This window comes from Roseobacter sp. MH60115, from assembly GCF_015644665.1.
Classification (GTDB): domain Bacteria; phylum Pseudomonadota; class Alphaproteobacteria; order Rhodobacterales; family Rhodobacteraceae; genus Roseobacter.
Genome location: NZ_JADOBQ010000004.1, coordinates 30,078 through 45,728 on the forward strand (window position 1 = coordinate 30,078; position 15,651 = coordinate 45,728).

At 60.9% G+C, this 15,651-nt stretch carries 17 protein-coding genes; 5 read left to right on the forward strand and 12 right to left on the reverse strand.

All coding sequences use genetic code 11. The annotated features are described in order from the left end of the window. Positions 1-3: 3 nt before the first annotated feature. From ISX84_RS13180 to ISX84_RS13200, 5 genes are all read right to left on the reverse strand, one after another. Complete coding sequence (locus ISX84_RS13180; protein WP_195820846.1) at positions 4-378, reverse strand: GFA family protein; 375 nt, start codon at positions 376-378, stop codon at positions 4-6. A gap of 1 nt (position 379) precedes the next feature. After that, complete coding sequence (locus ISX84_RS13185; protein ID WP_195820847.1) at positions 380-1,000, reverse strand: LysE family translocator; 621 nt, start codon at positions 998-1,000, stop codon at positions 380-382. After that, a complete protein-coding gene (locus tag ISX84_RS13190) occupies positions 1,000-1,572 on the reverse strand; it encodes a helix-turn-helix domain-containing protein (RefSeq protein WP_195820848.1) in 573 nt (190 codons plus the stop codon). Before ISX84_RS13190 ends, ISX84_RS13185 begins: the two co-directional genes overlap by 1 nt. A 222-nt stretch (positions 1,573-1,794) precedes the next feature. Beyond that, a complete protein-coding gene (locus tag ISX84_RS13195; RefSeq protein WP_195820849.1) occupies positions 1,795-2,250 on the reverse strand; it encodes a GAF domain-containing protein in 456 nt (151 codons plus the stop codon). Beyond that, complete coding sequence (locus tag ISX84_RS13200) at positions 2,247-3,419, reverse strand: acetyl-CoA C-acyltransferase (protein ID WP_195820850.1); 1,173 nt, start codon at positions 3,417-3,419, stop codon at positions 2,247-2,249. The genes ISX84_RS13195 and ISX84_RS13200 overlap by 4 nt, the downstream gene beginning before the upstream one ends. A gap of 79 nt (positions 3,420-3,498) precedes the next feature. Here ISX84_RS13200 and ISX84_RS13205 point away from each other — a divergent pair, with 79 nt between their 5' ends. The 3 genes from ISX84_RS13205 (at position 3,499) to ISX84_RS13215 (ending at position 6,143) form a co-directional block, all read left to right on the forward strand. Further along, a complete protein-coding gene (locus tag ISX84_RS13205) occupies positions 3,499-3,837 on the forward strand; it encodes an STAS domain-containing protein (RefSeq protein ID WP_195820851.1) in 339 nt (112 codons plus the stop codon). A 26-nt stretch (positions 3,838-3,863) separates the two neighbouring features. Then, entirely contained in the window at positions 3,864-4,304 is a 441-nt protein-coding gene (locus ISX84_RS13210) for an ATP-binding protein (RefSeq protein ID WP_195820852.1), read from the forward strand. 264 nt (positions 4,305-4,568) lie between these two features. Next, the gene (locus ISX84_RS13215; RefSeq protein ID WP_195820853.1) at positions 4,569-6,143 is read left to right on the forward strand and encodes a gamma-glutamyltransferase family protein; all 1,575 of its coding nucleotides are present in this window, start codon (positions 4,569-4,571) and stop codon (positions 6,141-6,143) included. A 35-nt stretch (positions 6,144-6,178) separates the two neighbouring features. On the opposite strand, the gene hspQ is transcribed toward ISX84_RS13215, so the two are convergent. Beyond that, positions 6,179-6,505: a heat shock protein HspQ gene (gene hspQ, locus ISX84_RS13220; protein ID WP_195820854.1), complete on the reverse strand. Its 327-nt coding sequence runs from the start codon at positions 6,503-6,505 to the stop codon at positions 6,179-6,181. Positions 6,506-6,753: 248 nt separating this feature from the next. On the opposite strand from hspQ, the gene ISX84_RS13225 reads away from it, so the two are divergent. Continuing rightward, on the forward strand, positions 6,754-7,341 hold the full coding sequence (locus ISX84_RS13225) for a transglycosylase SLT domain-containing protein (protein ID WP_195820855.1): 588 nt from the start codon (positions 6,754-6,756) through the stop codon (positions 7,339-7,341). Between the two features lie 3 nt (positions 7,342-7,344). Here ISX84_RS13225 and ISX84_RS13230 read toward each other — a convergent pair whose 3' ends face one another. The 4 genes from ISX84_RS13230 to ISX84_RS13245 form a co-directional block, all read right to left on the reverse strand. Beyond that, positions 7,345-7,950 carry a LolA family protein gene (locus tag ISX84_RS13230; protein ID WP_195820856.1) on the reverse strand — a complete coding sequence of 202 codons (606 nt, stop codon included), beginning with the start codon at positions 7,948-7,950 and terminating at the stop codon, positions 7,345-7,347. 119 nt (positions 7,951-8,069) lie between these two features. After that, on the reverse strand, positions 8,070-10,880 hold the full coding sequence (locus ISX84_RS13235) for a DNA translocase FtsK (protein WP_195820857.1): 2,811 nt from the start codon (positions 10,878-10,880) through the stop codon (positions 8,070-8,072). A gap of 18 nt (positions 10,881-10,898) precedes the next feature. Next, on the reverse strand, positions 10,899-12,083 hold the full coding sequence (locus tag ISX84_RS13240) for an aminotransferase class I/II-fold pyridoxal phosphate-dependent enzyme (RefSeq protein ID WP_195820858.1): 1,185 nt from the start codon (positions 12,081-12,083) through the stop codon (positions 10,899-10,901). A gap of 106 nt (positions 12,084-12,189) precedes the next feature. Then, positions 12,190-13,518, reverse strand: a complete 1,329-nt coding sequence (locus ISX84_RS13245) for an amidase (RefSeq protein WP_195820859.1) — start codon at positions 13,516-13,518, stop codon at positions 12,190-12,192. Between the two features lie 83 nt (positions 13,519-13,601). Here ISX84_RS13245 and ISX84_RS13250 point away from each other — a divergent pair, with 83 nt between their 5' ends. Continuing rightward, positions 13,602-14,828 (forward strand): FAD-dependent monooxygenase, encoded by a 1,227-nt coding sequence (locus ISX84_RS13250; protein WP_229884317.1) that lies wholly within the window; start codon positions 13,602-13,604, stop codon positions 14,826-14,828. Here ISX84_RS13250 and ISX84_RS13255 read toward each other — a convergent pair. Continuing rightward, positions 14,825-15,010 (reverse strand): Trm112 family protein, encoded by a 186-nt coding sequence (locus ISX84_RS13255; protein ID WP_195820861.1) that lies wholly within the window; start codon positions 15,008-15,010, stop codon positions 14,825-14,827. The two genes, ISX84_RS13250 and ISX84_RS13255, sit on opposite strands and share 4 nt — an antisense overlap. Further along, positions 15,007-15,651: an LON peptidase substrate-binding domain-containing protein gene (locus ISX84_RS13260; protein WP_195820862.1), complete on the reverse strand. Its 645-nt coding sequence runs from the start codon at positions 15,649-15,651 to the stop codon at positions 15,007-15,009. The genes ISX84_RS13255 and ISX84_RS13260 overlap by 4 nt, the downstream gene beginning before the upstream one ends.

Sequence of the window (15,651 nt, forward strand, 5' to 3'; positions counted from 1 at the left end):
GTCTTAGGTCTCCCTTTGCGGCTCGTCGGCCGAGATTGTGTAGTAATCGCCCTGTGTGGCGGTATGGATATGGCCGCGCAGGCGCAGCTCCGTCGGCCCGTCAATCGAGCCGGTTGAAAAACAGATGAAATCGTCGTCGTCGTGGTCCCAGAAGAGCGCAGAGCCGCAGATCGGGCAGAACCCGCGCCGCGCCTTCTCCGACGACTGAAACCAGCGCACCTCGCCGGAGATCTCCAGCGCGCCGTCGTCGACGTAAGACGACGCCCAGACATGCCCCGATTGCTTGCGGCATTGGGTGCAATGGCAAGCGGCGGGCGCGCCCGGCGTGCCTTTGGCTTCGTACGTAACCGCGCCACACAAACAGCTGCCGGTGATCATCTCACGTCCTCCCCGGTGTGGCGGAGGTGCCCAGCAGAACGCCGTAAATCACGAAGCACGCCGCCAGCACCCGCCGCACCCAGATGTTGAAGACCGCGCCCAAAGCCGCGCGCCCGAGGCCGGCACCGAGCAGCGTAAATCCGGTGTAGCTCAGCGCCGTGATGGTCAGCGCCGTGGGCACAATCACGGCCATCTGCTCCCAGATCGGCACGCCGGGCTGCACGAATTGCGAAAAGGCGGCGAGATAGCCCGCCACGCTCTTGGGGTTGATCGTGGCGACAGCCAGCGCGTGCAGGTAGACCGACTTCGCGGGCCGGTCGCCCACGACAACGGTACGCTTGGCCATGATCCAGCCCCGCAAACCGAGGTAGATCAGGAACCCCGCCCCGATGAGCTTGGCAATGAAGAAGCCGGTCGGCGAGGCGGCGATCAGCGCCGTGATCCCCAGTGCCGAGAGCACAAGGAACAGCGTCGCCTGCGTCAGGATTGCCAGCACGCCCACCATGGCGCGGGGAAAACTCAGGTGCATCCCGTTGGTGATGCAGTTGACCGCATTCGGCCCCGGCGTCGTCACGAAGACCACCCAGAACAGCGCGAATATGGTCCAGGCCTCGAAGCTCATCAATACACCGGCGGCGCGATGACCCAGATGGCCACAGCGGGTGTGTCGTAAGGGTTGGCCCAGCGGAAAGCTTCGCCGCGAATGCGGAAGCTGTCGCCGGGAGTGATCGTGTGCGTGGTGCCGCTGATCTCCAGATCGAGCCGCCCTGACACCAGATAGCCCACCTCCTGCGTGGGCCGGGTAACCGTTTCGGTGATCCGGCTGTTGGGCTCAAAGGTGGAATGCACCATCTCAAAGTCGTCCGTGAGGTCCGGCGAGAGCAGCTCTTCGACCAGCCCCGCGACCGTGTTGCCAATGCGCCGCCGTGCAGTGTTGCGCACGACATATCCTGCCTCATGCGCCGGGGCGGCGGCATGACGGAAGAGGATCGACACGGAGACCTCTAGTGCCCCGGCCATCTGGCGCAGATCGGTGATGGAAGGCTCGGACAAGTCCCGCTCCACCTGGCTCAACCACCCAACTGACCGGCCCAGGCGATCGGCCAGATCAGTGAGCGTCAGACCGCGCGACTTTCGCAAAGCCCGCAGGTCAGCGCCAAGCGTATCGGAGTGGGTAGGCAGGTCGTGGCGCATCGGGCTCGTGAAAAAAATGGTGATTTATTCACGTTAACGATTCTGATGAAAAAATCCAGAACTTTTTCACGGTCGGCGATGGTATACAGTTCGGTTGAATGTCCGTCGCGCGGCAGCAAGACATCCGCGCATATTAACAGCCGTAGCGGTCAGGACCGGCCATGCCGTCAGAGTGATGGGGCGCATGCCACAGATGGTTGGAGAGACTGCACTCCGGGCATGTTAGACATGCGCGAACACAGATTTCAAAATATCCGCCAGCGCCCCTGCGTCTTGGTCGGTGAAAGCATCCGGCTGGTCGCTGTCGATATCGAAAACGGCAATGATCTCGCCTGCCCCATTGCGCACCGGCAACACCAATTCAGACCGCGTGGAACTGGCGCAGGCAATATGCCCGTCAAAAGCCTCGACATCCGGCACAAGCTGCGCCGCGCCGGTGCGCGCGGCCGCCCCGCAAACGCCGTGCGAAAACGGGATGACCAGACAGCCGTGCCCGCCCTGATAGGGACCGATCTTCAACAGGTCGGGCGCGGTGACCCGGTAAAATCCGGTCCAGTCAAAACGGTCATCCGCGTGATGCACCTCGCAGGTCACGGTCGCCATGAGCGCCACGGCATCCGTTTCGCCCTCCGTCAGCGCCGCGATGGACTTCGCCAGCGCCTCATAGTCCACTCTCATCGGCGTTCTATGGCGATGGCCGTGCCCTCCCCGCCCCCGATGCAAATCGCGGCCACGCCCCGTTTGACGTCCCGTTTCTCCATCGCATTCAACAGCGTCACCATGATACGCGCGCCGGAGGCGCCAATCGGATGACCCAGCGCGCAGGCCCCGCCGTTCACGTTGACGATCTCATGATCGAGCCCCATTTCCTGCATGAAGGCCAGCGGCACCACGGCAAAAGCTTCATTCACTTCCCACAGATCGACACTGGCCTTGTCCCAGCCAATCCGGTCGAGCAGTTTTTGCGCAGCAGGCACCGGCGCCGTGGTAAACAGCCCGGGCGCCTGGGCGTGACTGGCATGCCCCACAATATGCGCACGCACGTTCAACCCCTGCGCCTCGGCGGCCTCCGCGGCGGCCAAAACAAGAGCGGCACCCCCGTCCGAAATGGAGGAGGAATTGGCAGCCGTCACCGTTCCGCCCTCGCGGAAAGCCGGTTTCAACTGTGGAATCTTTTCGGGGCGCGCGTTGCCGGGTTGTTCATCCGCCGAAACCGTCACCGCCCCCTTGCGCGACGGCACGGTAACGGCTGCGATTTCACCCTCAAACGCGCCGGTTTTCTGTGCGTCCAACGCGCGTGACAGCGAGGCCAGCGCATAGCTGTCCTGCACCTCTCGCGTGAATTGATAGGTCTCCGCGCAATCCTCTGCAAAAGTGCCCATCAGACGACCCTTGTCATAAGCATCCTCCAGCCCGTCGAGGAACATGTGATCGATCACCTGACCGTGCCCCAGACGCGCACCGTCACGCATTTTTGGCAGCAGATACGGGGCTTTGGTCATGCTTTCCATGCCACCCGCAACCATCACATCCGTCTGCCCGAGAGCGATTTGGTCAAAGGCAATCATCGCGGCCTTCATGCCTGATCCGCACATCTTGTTCAGGGTCGTGGCGGGCACCTCTTCCCCCAGTCCGGCCTTGAACCCGGCTTGTCGGGCGGGTGCCTGTCCCTGTCCCGCGGGCAGGACGCAGCCCATCAGCACTTCCTGAATCTGTGCCGGACCTGCATCCGCCATCGCGGCCTTGATTGCGGCCCCTCCGAGCTCAGAAGCGTCCAGGTCGGAAAAATCTCCCTGAAACCCGCCCATCGGCGTCCGGGCCGCCCCAGCGATCACGACGTTGCGCATGCTCTCGTCCTTTCGATGCCTAAGAATTTCGTAAGATTTGCCAAGTACAGAACAATCAAACGAGTAGTGAGGCTATATAATGCAACTCTTCACGAAAACAGAAGAGCAGTTGCGCATCGTATCGGTGAAGGAAGACCGCATCGATGCGGCTGTTGCGCTGGAATTCAAGGATGCGATGCGTGTCGAGACGGAGGACGGGCCTGACACGGTGGTGCTCGACCTGAGTCAGGTTCAGTTCATCGACTCAAGCGGACTTGGTGCGATTGTTGCCGCCATGAAAAGTCTTGGGGCCGAACGCAAGATGGCGCTCGCGGGTCTCACCCCGACGGTTGAGCGCGTGTTCCAATTGACCCGAATGGACACGGTGTTCAGCGTTTTTTCGACGTTGGATGGCGCGTTGGCCGAGTTGCAACACTGAGCAAACACCAGGAAAAGACCGGACAAATGGCACATTTGCCCCCCTTCGAGATATCAGTGAAATGCAGCGAGTTGGCTGTCCGCGATGCGCTGGAGCAGTTTCTGCACGCACTACAGCCCCTTCAGCTCAGTGTAGAAGAGGCCGGTACGGTTGAATTGGTTTTGGCCGAAACTCTGAACAACATCGTTGAACATGCCTATCCGGACCCGGACACGGCTGGGGATTTCACCGTTGCCTGCACACATCAGAAGGACGGTTTGCACCTACAGATCACCGACCAGGGTTTGGCGATGCCAGACGGCACGACACCAGTAGGTCAATGCGCCTCGGTCGATGTGGATCTGGATGATCTGCCAGAGGGTGGTTTTGGCTGGTTCCTGATCCAGGGTCTGGCAAAGGATGTGTCTTACCAACGTATTGGGCCAGACAACCAGCTCACCATGCGACTGGCGGTTGCGGTTCATTGACCTCGCGGCGCTGCAGCAATCCAACCCCAAGCCATATTTCGCCTTATTCTTCCCCTAAAGCGCCCCGGTGCGATCATATTGCTGCCTTGTTCCCTTCGCATATTGAAAATGTAGCTGCATAAAGCTTCCCTCGGCGCTGCGCGTAATAGCCCCCACCCAGTGCGCAGCGTCGAGGAATTTACCTCCCAAATCGTGAAAATCGCAGCCATGGACATTGGCGCATCACGCAGTACTTTGCACAGAAATTGTACAAAGAGGCCGTAGATGCGCGATTTTCACTTTCCCGGACGCTCGCCCGTTCTTGCCACCAACGGCATGTGTGCCACGTCGCACCCGCTGGGCGCCAAAACCGCCATCGACATACTGGAGCGTGGCGGCAACGCGATGGATGCGGCCATTGCCGGTGCCTTGGTATTGGGCATTTGCGAGCCGCAAATGACCGGGATCGGCGGGGATTGTTTTGTGCTCTGGCAGCAGGGAGAGGCTGATGTTCAGGCGCTGAATGGGTCCGGCCGCGCGCCGGCGGCCCTGGACGCCGCTGATTTGCGCAGCACAGGCGAGACAACTGTCCCGATCCAGAGTGCTCATTCCGTGACGATTCCCGGGGCCATCGACGCCTTTTGCCACCTGTCTGAAACCGTCGGCAAGCTCGGGTTGGACGCCCTGCTGGCACCGGCCATCTCCGCTGCTGAAAACGGCGTACCTGTCGCGCCCCGTGCGGCATTCGATTGGGAACGCGATGCGACTGTTTTGCAAGGCAGGGCGCGGGATTACTACCTCGTCGATGGACAGATCCCCCAAGTGGGACAGCTGTTTCGCGCGCCCGGTCAGGCAGATGTCCTGCGGCGCGTTGCCAAACAGGGGCGTGACGCGTTCTACACCGGTGAAATCGCCGAGGATATGATCAACACGCTGACGGCGCTGGGGGGCCGTCATACAGCCGAAGATTTCGCAAACGCGGCCTGCACCCACACCACCCCCATTTCAGGGGGCTACAAAGACATTGACGTGGTGGAACACCCGCCCAACGGCCATGGCGCAACAGCGTTGTTGATGCTGAACATCCTCGCCCAATTCGACATCGCGACCATGGATCCGTTCGGCACACTGCGCACGCATCTCGAAGCGGAAGCGGCCAAACTGGCCTATGACGCCCGCAACCGTTTTCTGGCCGATGCGGATTACACCACCCGACTGGACCACATGCTGAGCATGGACACCGCCGAGGCGCTTGCTGCCCTGATCGACCCCGGCAAAGCGATGGCCGATGCCACGCAGATTTCTGAAAACACGCATAAGGACACGATCTACATCACAACTGTCGACCGTGACGGTATGTCGGTGTCGCTGATCTATTCGATCTTCAACGGTTTCGGTTCCGGCATCGCCTCGGATAAATTCGGGATCCTGCTGCAAAACCGCGGTTCTGGCTTCACATTGGAAGAAGGCCACCCGAATGAGCTCAAGGGCGGCAAACGACCGATGCACACGATCATCCCTGGCATGCTGCGCAAAAAGGGAAAAATCATCATGCCCTTCGGCGTGATGGGCGGTGCCTACCAGCCGAACGGTCACGCACGATTGGCCTCAAACGTCGTGGATTTCGGCATGGACCCGCAGACAGCAATTGACGCGCCCCGCGCCTTCTCTGACCGGGGCGATATGAAGGTTGAAAAGGGCTACACCGACACGGTGCGGCAGGAGCTTGCAGACATGGGCCACACCGTCAGCATTCCTGAGACCCCCATCGGCGGCGCCCAGGCGATTCTGATCCGAGATGATGGCGTGCTCGAAGGCGCAAGCGACCCACGCAAAGACGGATGCGCATTGGGGTATTGATCAGCAGGTAGGGTGGGCTTTCAGGCCACCTTGCCTCAGTTCAGCTGGAAATGCAGCGGGTAAGTCCCGTTCTGAAACGGTCCAAAAAGATCGGGGATGTCCGGGTGATCCACGGGTTCCCCAGAGTAGTCTGCAATCAGGTTCTGTTCTGAGACATAGGCCACATAGTAGCTCTGCTCGTTCTCCGCGAGCAGGTGATAATATGGCTGTTCCTTGACCGGACGGCTGTCTTCGGGGATCGCCTCGTACCACTCTTCCGTATTGGAAAATTCCGGGTCGACATCGAAGATCACACCGCGAAAGGGGTGTTTCTTATGTCGGACCACTTGTCCGAGATGGTATTTGGCACGCGTTCTTAACATTACAAACAAGCCCCTTACCGACTGAAGTTAAACGCTTCAAGGGGGATTTGTCCAATCACAGCCTCGGATTTTTGCGAAACAGTTTGTGAACATCTCGCCGACAGTCGCTCAATTGCGGCGGCAGACCGCCATATCTCTGCTAAGCGATTAGAAAAGCGCCAAATATCACGACCCGGGTAGAAAACATGATTTCCCAAACCGCATTTTTCAGCTAAACTCACAAAAAACATAAAAGAAGCGAGAGGCAGATGAGCAGAACTCTTCGCGCTATGGCATTGGTTATCTTGGTGGCCTCCTGTGGGGGTGGCCAGGGCACAGCACCGCGACATCTGGATGACGCGTGCAGAATCGCCAATGAGCGCCCGGAATACATCAAAGCGTTCCGCAAGACGGAACGGAAGTGGGGCGTGCCGGTGCACGTTCAGATGGCGACCATCCATCAGGAGAGCAAGTTCATCTCCAATGCGCGCACGCCACACCGATATGCACTTGGCGTGATCCCGATGGGGCGTCAGTCCAGCGCCTATGGCTACGCGCAGGCTTTGGATGGCACGTGGGAAGACTACAAGAAGGCCACGGGCAAACGCTTTGCCCGGCGCGACCGGATCAGGGACGCCTCGGACTTCATGGGGTGGTATATGGTGACAAGCCGTTCGAAGAACGGGATCCCCCTCACGGATACGCGTAACCAATACCTAGCCTATCACGAAGGCCACACAGGCTATGCCCGCGGCAGCTACAACCGCAAATCCTGGCTGCTCAGCGTGGCGAACAAGGTGGATGCGCGCGCCGATGTCTATCAGGCGCAGCTCGCCACCTGTAACCTCCGACGCTGACGACTACCGATCCCGGTTTTGCAAAGCGATGCCGGGGTCGAACAAGCGGTTCTGCAGGCGCACACCGGTTTCGAATTCTCCCAGAATAACCGTTGTCCGACCGCCATTCGCATCGTTGATCACCCATTGCCGCAGCTGCACGGGATTGTCGGTAAAGCTCATCTCGATGGTGCCGTATTCCGTGTTCTTCGGATCCTGCGCGGTGACAATTGTGGCGGTGCCGTCAAAATCATGGCCCGTCACCATACGGGCCTGACCAAGGTTGACCTGCCGCGCAAGGATCAGGGACAGCGGCGTCCGGCTGAGCGGGTAGGTTTCCGGGGGTTGATTGGATTTGTTGTCAATGATCACAACCGCATTGGCACTGGCCAGAACCAAGGCCTGTTCCGGCGGATCATACTCGAACCGCATCTTACCCGGGCGGCTGATGTAAAGCGTGCCCGAACTGATCGATCCATCGTCATTGATCTGCGTGAACGCCCCCTGCGCCGTTTTCAATCCATTCAGATAGGTGGAAATCTGGTTCAGCGACAACTTCTCCGCTGCTGCGGGGAGGGCCGCGATGCCACTGAGGCACATGGCCAAAAAGACCGGGAACAAGCGTTTCATCAAGGGCTCCTTGCACATTCAAACTTGCACCTCAGATAGGGTTCAACGCGCTGATATGCGATATCAGCGGCGATCATACGCTTCAATCCGCTGTGATCGCTGGTGTAACGCAGGAACCTCTACCCTTGTTCCGGCACCAGAATCTCGCGCTTGCCCACGTGGTTCGCCGGCGACACCAGGCCCTGGTCTTCCATCTGCTCCACAAGACGCGCGGCCTTGTTGTAGCCGATGGCCAGTTTGCGCTGAATATAGCTGGTGGAACACTTGCGGTCCTTGATCACCACCTGGACGGCCGTGTCATAGAGGGCGTCTTCCCCATCGGTATTCCCGCCCAGCCCTAGAACCGCGTCAATATCGCTTTCCTTGTCCTCGGAGGGCCCTTCAACCACACCTGAAACATAGTCCGGCTCGCCGTAGGCCTTGAGATGATTCACGATCTCTTCGACCTCTTCATCCGACACGAACGGCCCGTGACAACGGGTAATCTTCGCCCCGCCCGCCATATAGAGCATGTCCCCCATGCCCAGCAGTTGCTCAGCCCCCATTTCACCCAGAATGGTGCGGCTGTCGATTTTCGAGGTCACCTGGAAAGAAATCCGCGTGGGGAAGTTCGCCTTGATCGTCCCGGTGATAACGTCCACCGACGGGCGCTGTGTCGCCATGATCAAGTGAATGCCGGAGGCCCGCGCCATCTGCGCCAGCCGCTGGATGCAGGCCTCAATCTCCTTGCCCGCAACCATCATCAGGTCGGCCATCTCGTCGACGATCACAACGATATAGGGCAGCGCCTCGGGCGTGTTCTCTTCGGTCTCAAAGACGGGTTCGCCGGTCTCATCGTCAAAGCCGGTCTGCACTGTGCGCGTGAACATCTCGCCCTTGGCCAGCGCCTCGCGCACGCGCCCGTTGAATCCTTCGATGTTGCGCACGCCCATCTTGGACATCTTGCGATAGCGCTCTTCCATCTCGCCCACGACCCATTTCAGGGCCACAACCGCCTTTTTCGGGTCGGTCACAACGGGGGAAAGCAGATGCGGAATACCGTCATAGACGCTGAGCTCCAGCATCTTGGGGTCGATCATGATCATGCGGCATTCTTCCGGCGTCAGCTTGTAGAGCAGGCTGAGGATCATGGTGTTGATGGCCACCGATTTACCGGAGCCCGTGGTCCCCGCGATCAGCAGGTGGGGCATCTTGGCGAGGTTGGCCACGACCGGATCGCCCCCGATATCCTTGCCGAGGGCAAGCGGCAAGCGCTGGTTGCTGTCGCCGAAATCGCGGGCCGACAGGATCTCGCGCAGCACCACCTTCTCGCGGCTGTCGTTGGGCAGTTCGATGCCAATCACCGAGCGGCCGGGCACGGTCGATACCCGTGCCGACAGCGCGGCCATTGAGCGCGCGATGTCGTCGGCCAGCCCGATCACGCGGGACGCCTTGAGGCCGGGGGCCGGTTCCAATTCATACATGGTCACAACCGGACCGGGGCGTACCGCAACGATCTCGCCCTTTACGCCATAGTCATCAAGCACCGATTCCAGCATCCGCGCGTTTTCCTCCAGCGCCTCATCGCTGAGATGCAGGCGCGGCACGTCGATTGGATTTTCCAGGAGGTTGAGCGGCGGCAATTCGAAGCCCGGATGAGTATCGTCAAACGAAAGTTTCGGCTGCGCCTCTGCCTTGGCGCGGGTAGAGGGCTGGACGGGTTTGCGCGTGGGCTGCTGCACCACGCGGCGCGGCTCTGCCACGGGCACATCAACGACAGCCTCGTCGTCGAAAGGTGCAATCAAATCCATATCTTCCGGTGCGGGCGGGATGGCCCCGGCCTGCTGCGCAGTCAACGGCGGCTCGGCCCGCGCGCCATCGGTGTCCAGAAGCAGCGGGTCCGGCCCACGCCCGCGGCCCCTTGTCAGGGGAGCGGTTGTCGGCGTCTGCACCGCCAGACTGGTGCGGGCACGGGATTTGATCACATCCGCGATGCGCGCTCTGATCCGGTCTTCCCCCGGCGCATCATCGACATCCATCGCCATGCCGCTCTCGACCAGTTCCGGTTCCGGCATGATCTCCGGCCGCTTGATCAGGCCCGGCATGCGCGAAAACAGCCCCGCCTTGGGTTCCTCATCGAGTTCCTGAAAGCTCGGCGCGCCATGGGCGGGGGCCACTTCGGTATGGATGGTCTGGGCGGCAATCGCCTCTGCCGCCGCTGCGCGTTCTTCACGCACCTGCGCGCGGCGTTCGGCATGGCGTGCAGACAGGTTTTGCGCCGTGATCAAGGCACCGCTGGCACCGCGCCCAAGCAAGGCCATGATGCCCGCATAGATCATCACGACCCCCACCAGCAGGAAACGTCCGATGCGCATCAGTTCCGGCTTGGTGAACCCTGTCACAAAGGCGCCGAGCGCAAGGATACCCACCGCCATCAGCACCGACATCAGTTTTACCGTGAAGGTGGAGCCAATGGGCAAAAGCGTCAGTAGAAAGCCCATGACCGTGTCTCCGAACAGCCCGCCGAGGCCAAAGCTGTGCGTGTCCAGCCAGTTGCCGTCCGGTGTCAGCGTGGCGGCGTAGATCGAGCCCAGTGCAATCGCGATCGGCGCAAAGATCAGCCGCCCAATCGCCCGTTCCGCCCCCTGATGCAGGGCAAATCGCACACCCCAGGCCACCAGCACGATGCCGATGCCCCAGGCGCCCCAGCCCACGATCATGAAGAGCGGTGCGGCAATGGACGCGCCTGTGCGCCCCAGCCAGTTCTGCACCGCCGCATCCGTGGAGACCATCCAGTTGGGATCATCCGGCGTGTAGGAGGCGATCATCGCGCAGGCCATGCAACCCAGGGCGATCAGCACCAGCCCCAGCAGTTCCTTGCCACGTTTTTCGACCGCCTCAGCCATATTGCTGTCCAGCAGCGGGTCGCGTCCACGTGTTTGATATGCCATGCTCTGATCCCTCGTACCTTATTGCGGGTAAAGGCAGTCGCGGATCAGTTCGATCCCGCGCGCCGTTTCCGCTTTTGGGGCCACCATGGCGGCCCTGATGTATCCCTGTCCGGGGTTCACCCCGTCATAATCCTGCGCCAGATACCCGCCGGGAAGCACCCGAACACCGGTTTCGCGCCATAGCTTGACCGCCGCTGCTTCGTCATTCTCCACCGGCAACCACAGGAAAAACCCGGCCTCGGGGCTCGCATATCCGGGCACATTGCCCAGGACACGGTCGGCGATGTCGTATTTTTCGACGTAAAGCGCGCGGTTTTCGATCACATGCGTCTCGTCGTCCCAGACGGCGGCGGCGGCAGCCTGCAGAGGCTGTGGCAAGGGCGCACCGGCATAGTTCCGCAGCTGCTTGATCTCACGGATATTCTCCGCGCCGCTGGCCACAAACCCCGACCGCAGTCCCGGCAGGTTCGACCGTTTGGACAGCGAATGGAAAATCACGACGCGGTTCAGGTCTGCACCCATCTCCTGCGCCACCTGCAGGGCACCCACAGGCGGGGTGTCGCGGTAAATCTCGGAATAGCATTCGTCGGCGAAGACCTTGAAATTGTATGTTTCCGCCAAGGTGATCAGGTCGCGCCAGTAGTCTCGGCTGGCCACAACACCCTGCGGATTGGCGGGCGAGCAGATGTAGACCGCCGTGGCGCGATTCAGAACATCTTCTGACAGGCCCGCAAAATCGGGCAAATGGCCATTCTCGCGCGTCGCAGGCACCATGATCGGATCGGCAGCAACAGAGAGCGCCGCGATCATGTAGACTTGGTAAAACGGGTTCGGCATCAGAACCGTCGGGCGCTGACCGTTCTTGGTCTCCGGACAAAGCGCCATAACGGCGTTGTAAAGCCCTTCGCGCGTGCCGTTGAGCGCCATGACCTGCGTGTCGGGATCAAGCGGCACACCGTAGCGGCGGTTCACGAAACCGCAGATCGCCGCGCGCAGCTCGGGTGACCCCTCATTTGGCGGATAGTTGTTAAATCCGGCCGCGTTTTGCGCAATCACATCCATAACCCAGGCCGGGAACGCATGTTTTGGTTCACCGATGGTCATGTGAATGGCCGGGCCACCCCCGTCGGATACGCCCAACAGAGCGCGCAAACGCGGCCAAGCATGTGCCGGAAGGTTCGAAAACCGCTCAGGATACACCATTAAAACTGCCTCAGATCGGGATCATTCGCGTCCCGTTTCTTCCAAGGTACCCAAGGCGGCGGCCTGCGTCCAGAAAAACGCGCAGCTTATTCGGAATTTGTTGCTTTTAAGCCAATGCCTTCTCGACCGCTGCGCCAAGACGCAACAGCGCGCCTTCGCCATCGGGCGGGGCCATCATCATCAGCCCGCAACTGGGCACGCCGGTGGGCAGGCTCAGCGCACAGAGCCCCAGCAAATTGCCGATACGTGTGTTGCGCAGGGCCAGCAGATTCTCGGTGACGTAATAGTCATGATCCGTATTCAGGCGCTCAAGGTTTGGCGGCAAGATAGGCGCGGTTGGCAAGAGAACGGCGTCATAGCCAGCGGTCGCCTGACCGTAGGCCTGCCGCGCCGCTTCGAGCGCTGCCCAGGCAGCAACATAATCTGGTCCGGTGTGATTCTTGCCCAGACGGAACCGCTCCAGAATCTCGCTGTACATGGCATCTGGATTGGCCTCGATGACATCACGCCACAGGCCGTAAGCCTCTGATGTGTAGACACAAGTGCTCTGCGCCATGGCCGTTTCAACCTCGGGCACATGGATGCGGTCGATGCTGGCACCCGCGGCACCAAGTTGCAGAACCGCCTGCTGGAAGGCGGCCAACGGTTCGGCGCGCACGTCTTGCAGGGCCACCGTTTCGAGGATGGCAAACCGCTTGTTGGTGAGCGTCGCACCTTCAAGGTCAAACGCCTTGCGCCCCTCCATCACCGCCATCAGCAGATTTGCATCCTCAACCGACCGGCAGAGCGGCCCCACGGTGTCAAAACGCAGCGCCAGCGGAACCACCCCTTCGAGGCTGAGCCGACCCGATGTGGTCTTGAGCCCGACAAGATCGTTCCAGGCAGAGGGGATACGCACCGACCCGCCCGTATCTGACCCGATGCCCGCCGCCGCGAGGTTGAACGCCACCGACGCAGCGGCACCCGAGGAGGACCCCCCGGGCACGGCACCTTCATCGTTGACGCAAGGCGGCGTATTCGTGCTCGGGTTATACCCCAACCCGGAAAAAGCCAGCTCCGACATATGGGTCTTGCCCAGGCAAACCAGCCCGGCAGCGGTTGCATTGGCCAGCACATGGGCATCAGCGTCGGGTACCCGCCCGGCCAGCAATTTCGAGCCTGCTTCGGTTCCCACGCCCGCCGTGTCAAAGAGGTCTTTCCAACTGATCGGCACGCCATCCAGCGGCGACAAACGCTGCCCCGAAGCCGCGCGGACGGCGGCGGCGGTGGCTTCTGCAAGCGCCCGGTCGGGTGTCACACGCGCGTAAATCCGGTCTTTCAACGGGTGGGCATCAATCGCCTCCAGATAGGTCTGCGTCAGCGCCACGGGGTCAATCTCTCCCGCTGCGATGCCACGCCCCAGCGCGGCTGCCGTCATCTGCAACCAATCCTGCATGTCTTACTCCCCGATGCCCCGGCGAAAGGGTAGCGACGCAAGCGCGCATGGACAATCCCCCATCCCCGGTCCTATTGAGATGTATGGATTTTGACTGTGACATTCTCATCGTCGGTGGCGGGTTAAATGGCCCCGCTCTGGCGCTGGCGCTGGCCAGCGCGGGACAGGCCGTCACCCTGGTGGACGCCCTGCCGGTGAAGACGCGCAAGAACGCGGCTTTCGATGGGCGCTCCTACGCGCTGGCGCTGACATCGATGCGGCTGTTCAGCGCTCTAGGTGTCTGGGACGCCATCGAAGATCAGGCGCAGCCGATGCTCGACATCAAGGTCAGCGATGGCCGCGCGGGCGAAGGACCATCGCCCTTCTTCATGCATTTCGATCATGCCGAGATCGAAGAGGGCCCGATGGGCTATATGGTCGAGGACCGGCATCTGCGTCCGGCCCTTCTTGATGCTGCCAAAAAGGCCAAAGCGATCCGGCAGATCAACGGCGACGAGGTGATCGCGCAAAAGGTGGACACAACGGGTGTCACGGCGACACTTGCCTCTGGAAAGACCCTGCGCGCGCGGTTGCTTGTGGGGTGTGACGGGCGCGGGTCCGGCACGGCCACGCGCGCGGGCATCACGCGCACCGGTTGGGGGTACGACCAAACTGCCCTGGTCTGTGCACTGGCCCATGAACTGCCGCACCATGGCGTCGCCCATCAGTTCTTTATGCCCCCCGGTCCCCTGGCCATTCTGCCGCTCACCGGCAACCGGTCCTCTATTGTGTGGAGCGAAACCACGCAGAACGCACGGGAAATCAACGCCCTGTCAGAGGCCGATTACCTCGACGTGTTGCGACCACGTTTCGGCAGCTTCTTGGGGGACATCTCACTGGCCGGGGCGCGGTTTACCTACCCGCTGTCGCTCTCGCTGGCGAATGATCTGATTGCGCCGCGCGTGGCGCTTGTGGGGGATGCCGCGCATGGCATGCACCCGATTGCCGGGCAAGGCCTGAACGCGGGTTTGCGGGATGTGGCTGCGCTGGCGGATGTGATCGCGGATGCATCACGGCGCGGAGAGGACGTTGGATCCACCCCGGTTCTGGGCCGCTATCAGCAATGGCGACGCTTTGACAACACGGCGCTCGCAGTGGCCACCGACAGTTTCAACAAGCTGTTTTCCAACGACAATCCGCTCCTGCGCGGATTGCGTGATTTTGGCATGGGCGTGGTTGGGCGTATGCCTGCCCTGCGGCGCGGTTTCATTCGCGAGGCAGCAGGTCTCACCGGTGACCTGCCCCGCCTGATGAAAGGCGAAAACCTCTAGTCGAGCGTGCGCGCCTCATCCACCAGCATCACCGGAATGCCATTGCGGATCGGATAGGCCAGATTGGCGGTGGTCGAGATCAGCTCCTGCCGTTCCGCGTCATACTTCAGCGTCGTCTGGCTGCGCGGGCAAATCAATGCCTCCAGCATGCGGCGGTCGAATTCCACGGTTGTTTCCGTCATTGGATCATCTCGCTCTCGGCACCGCCGCGCAGTTGGTATTCGATCAATGTCACCAGCGTTTCGCGGCGCGTGGAGAGCGAGGGCGCTTCCAGCAGTGCCTGCTTATCCTCGGGGTCGAAGTCCAACATCATCGACAATGAATTGATCAGAAGTTCGTCGTCGGCTTCCTTGAGGGTATCCCAATCCGCCGAAAGCTCCCGCGCGTCGAAGTACCGGCCCAGCAGGTCCATGAACCCGGCCCGCTGAAAACAGGGGTCTTTTTCGTCAGGCCCCAGGTCACGGTCGAAACCATCCCATTTTACGTCACAGCGTCTGTAGGGCGTGAAGCCCTGCACCTCCTGAACCACGCGAAACCGCGAAACACCGCCAAGTGTGATCAGGTAGCGGCCGTCTTCGGTTTCCGAAAACTGCGTGATCCGGCCCGCGCATCCGATGGAATGCAACCCGCTGCCGCTGCGTCCCGGAATCTCGTTGGGTTGGATCATGCCAATGAGGCGCGTGCTGGTTTTCAATGCGTCTTCAAGCATTTGCAGATAGCGCGGCTCAAAAATATGGAGCGGTAATCTTGACCGCGGCAGCAACAGAGCACCGGGCAGCGGAAAAATCGCAATTGTGTCGGGAAGCTCTGCGGCTTTTATCAT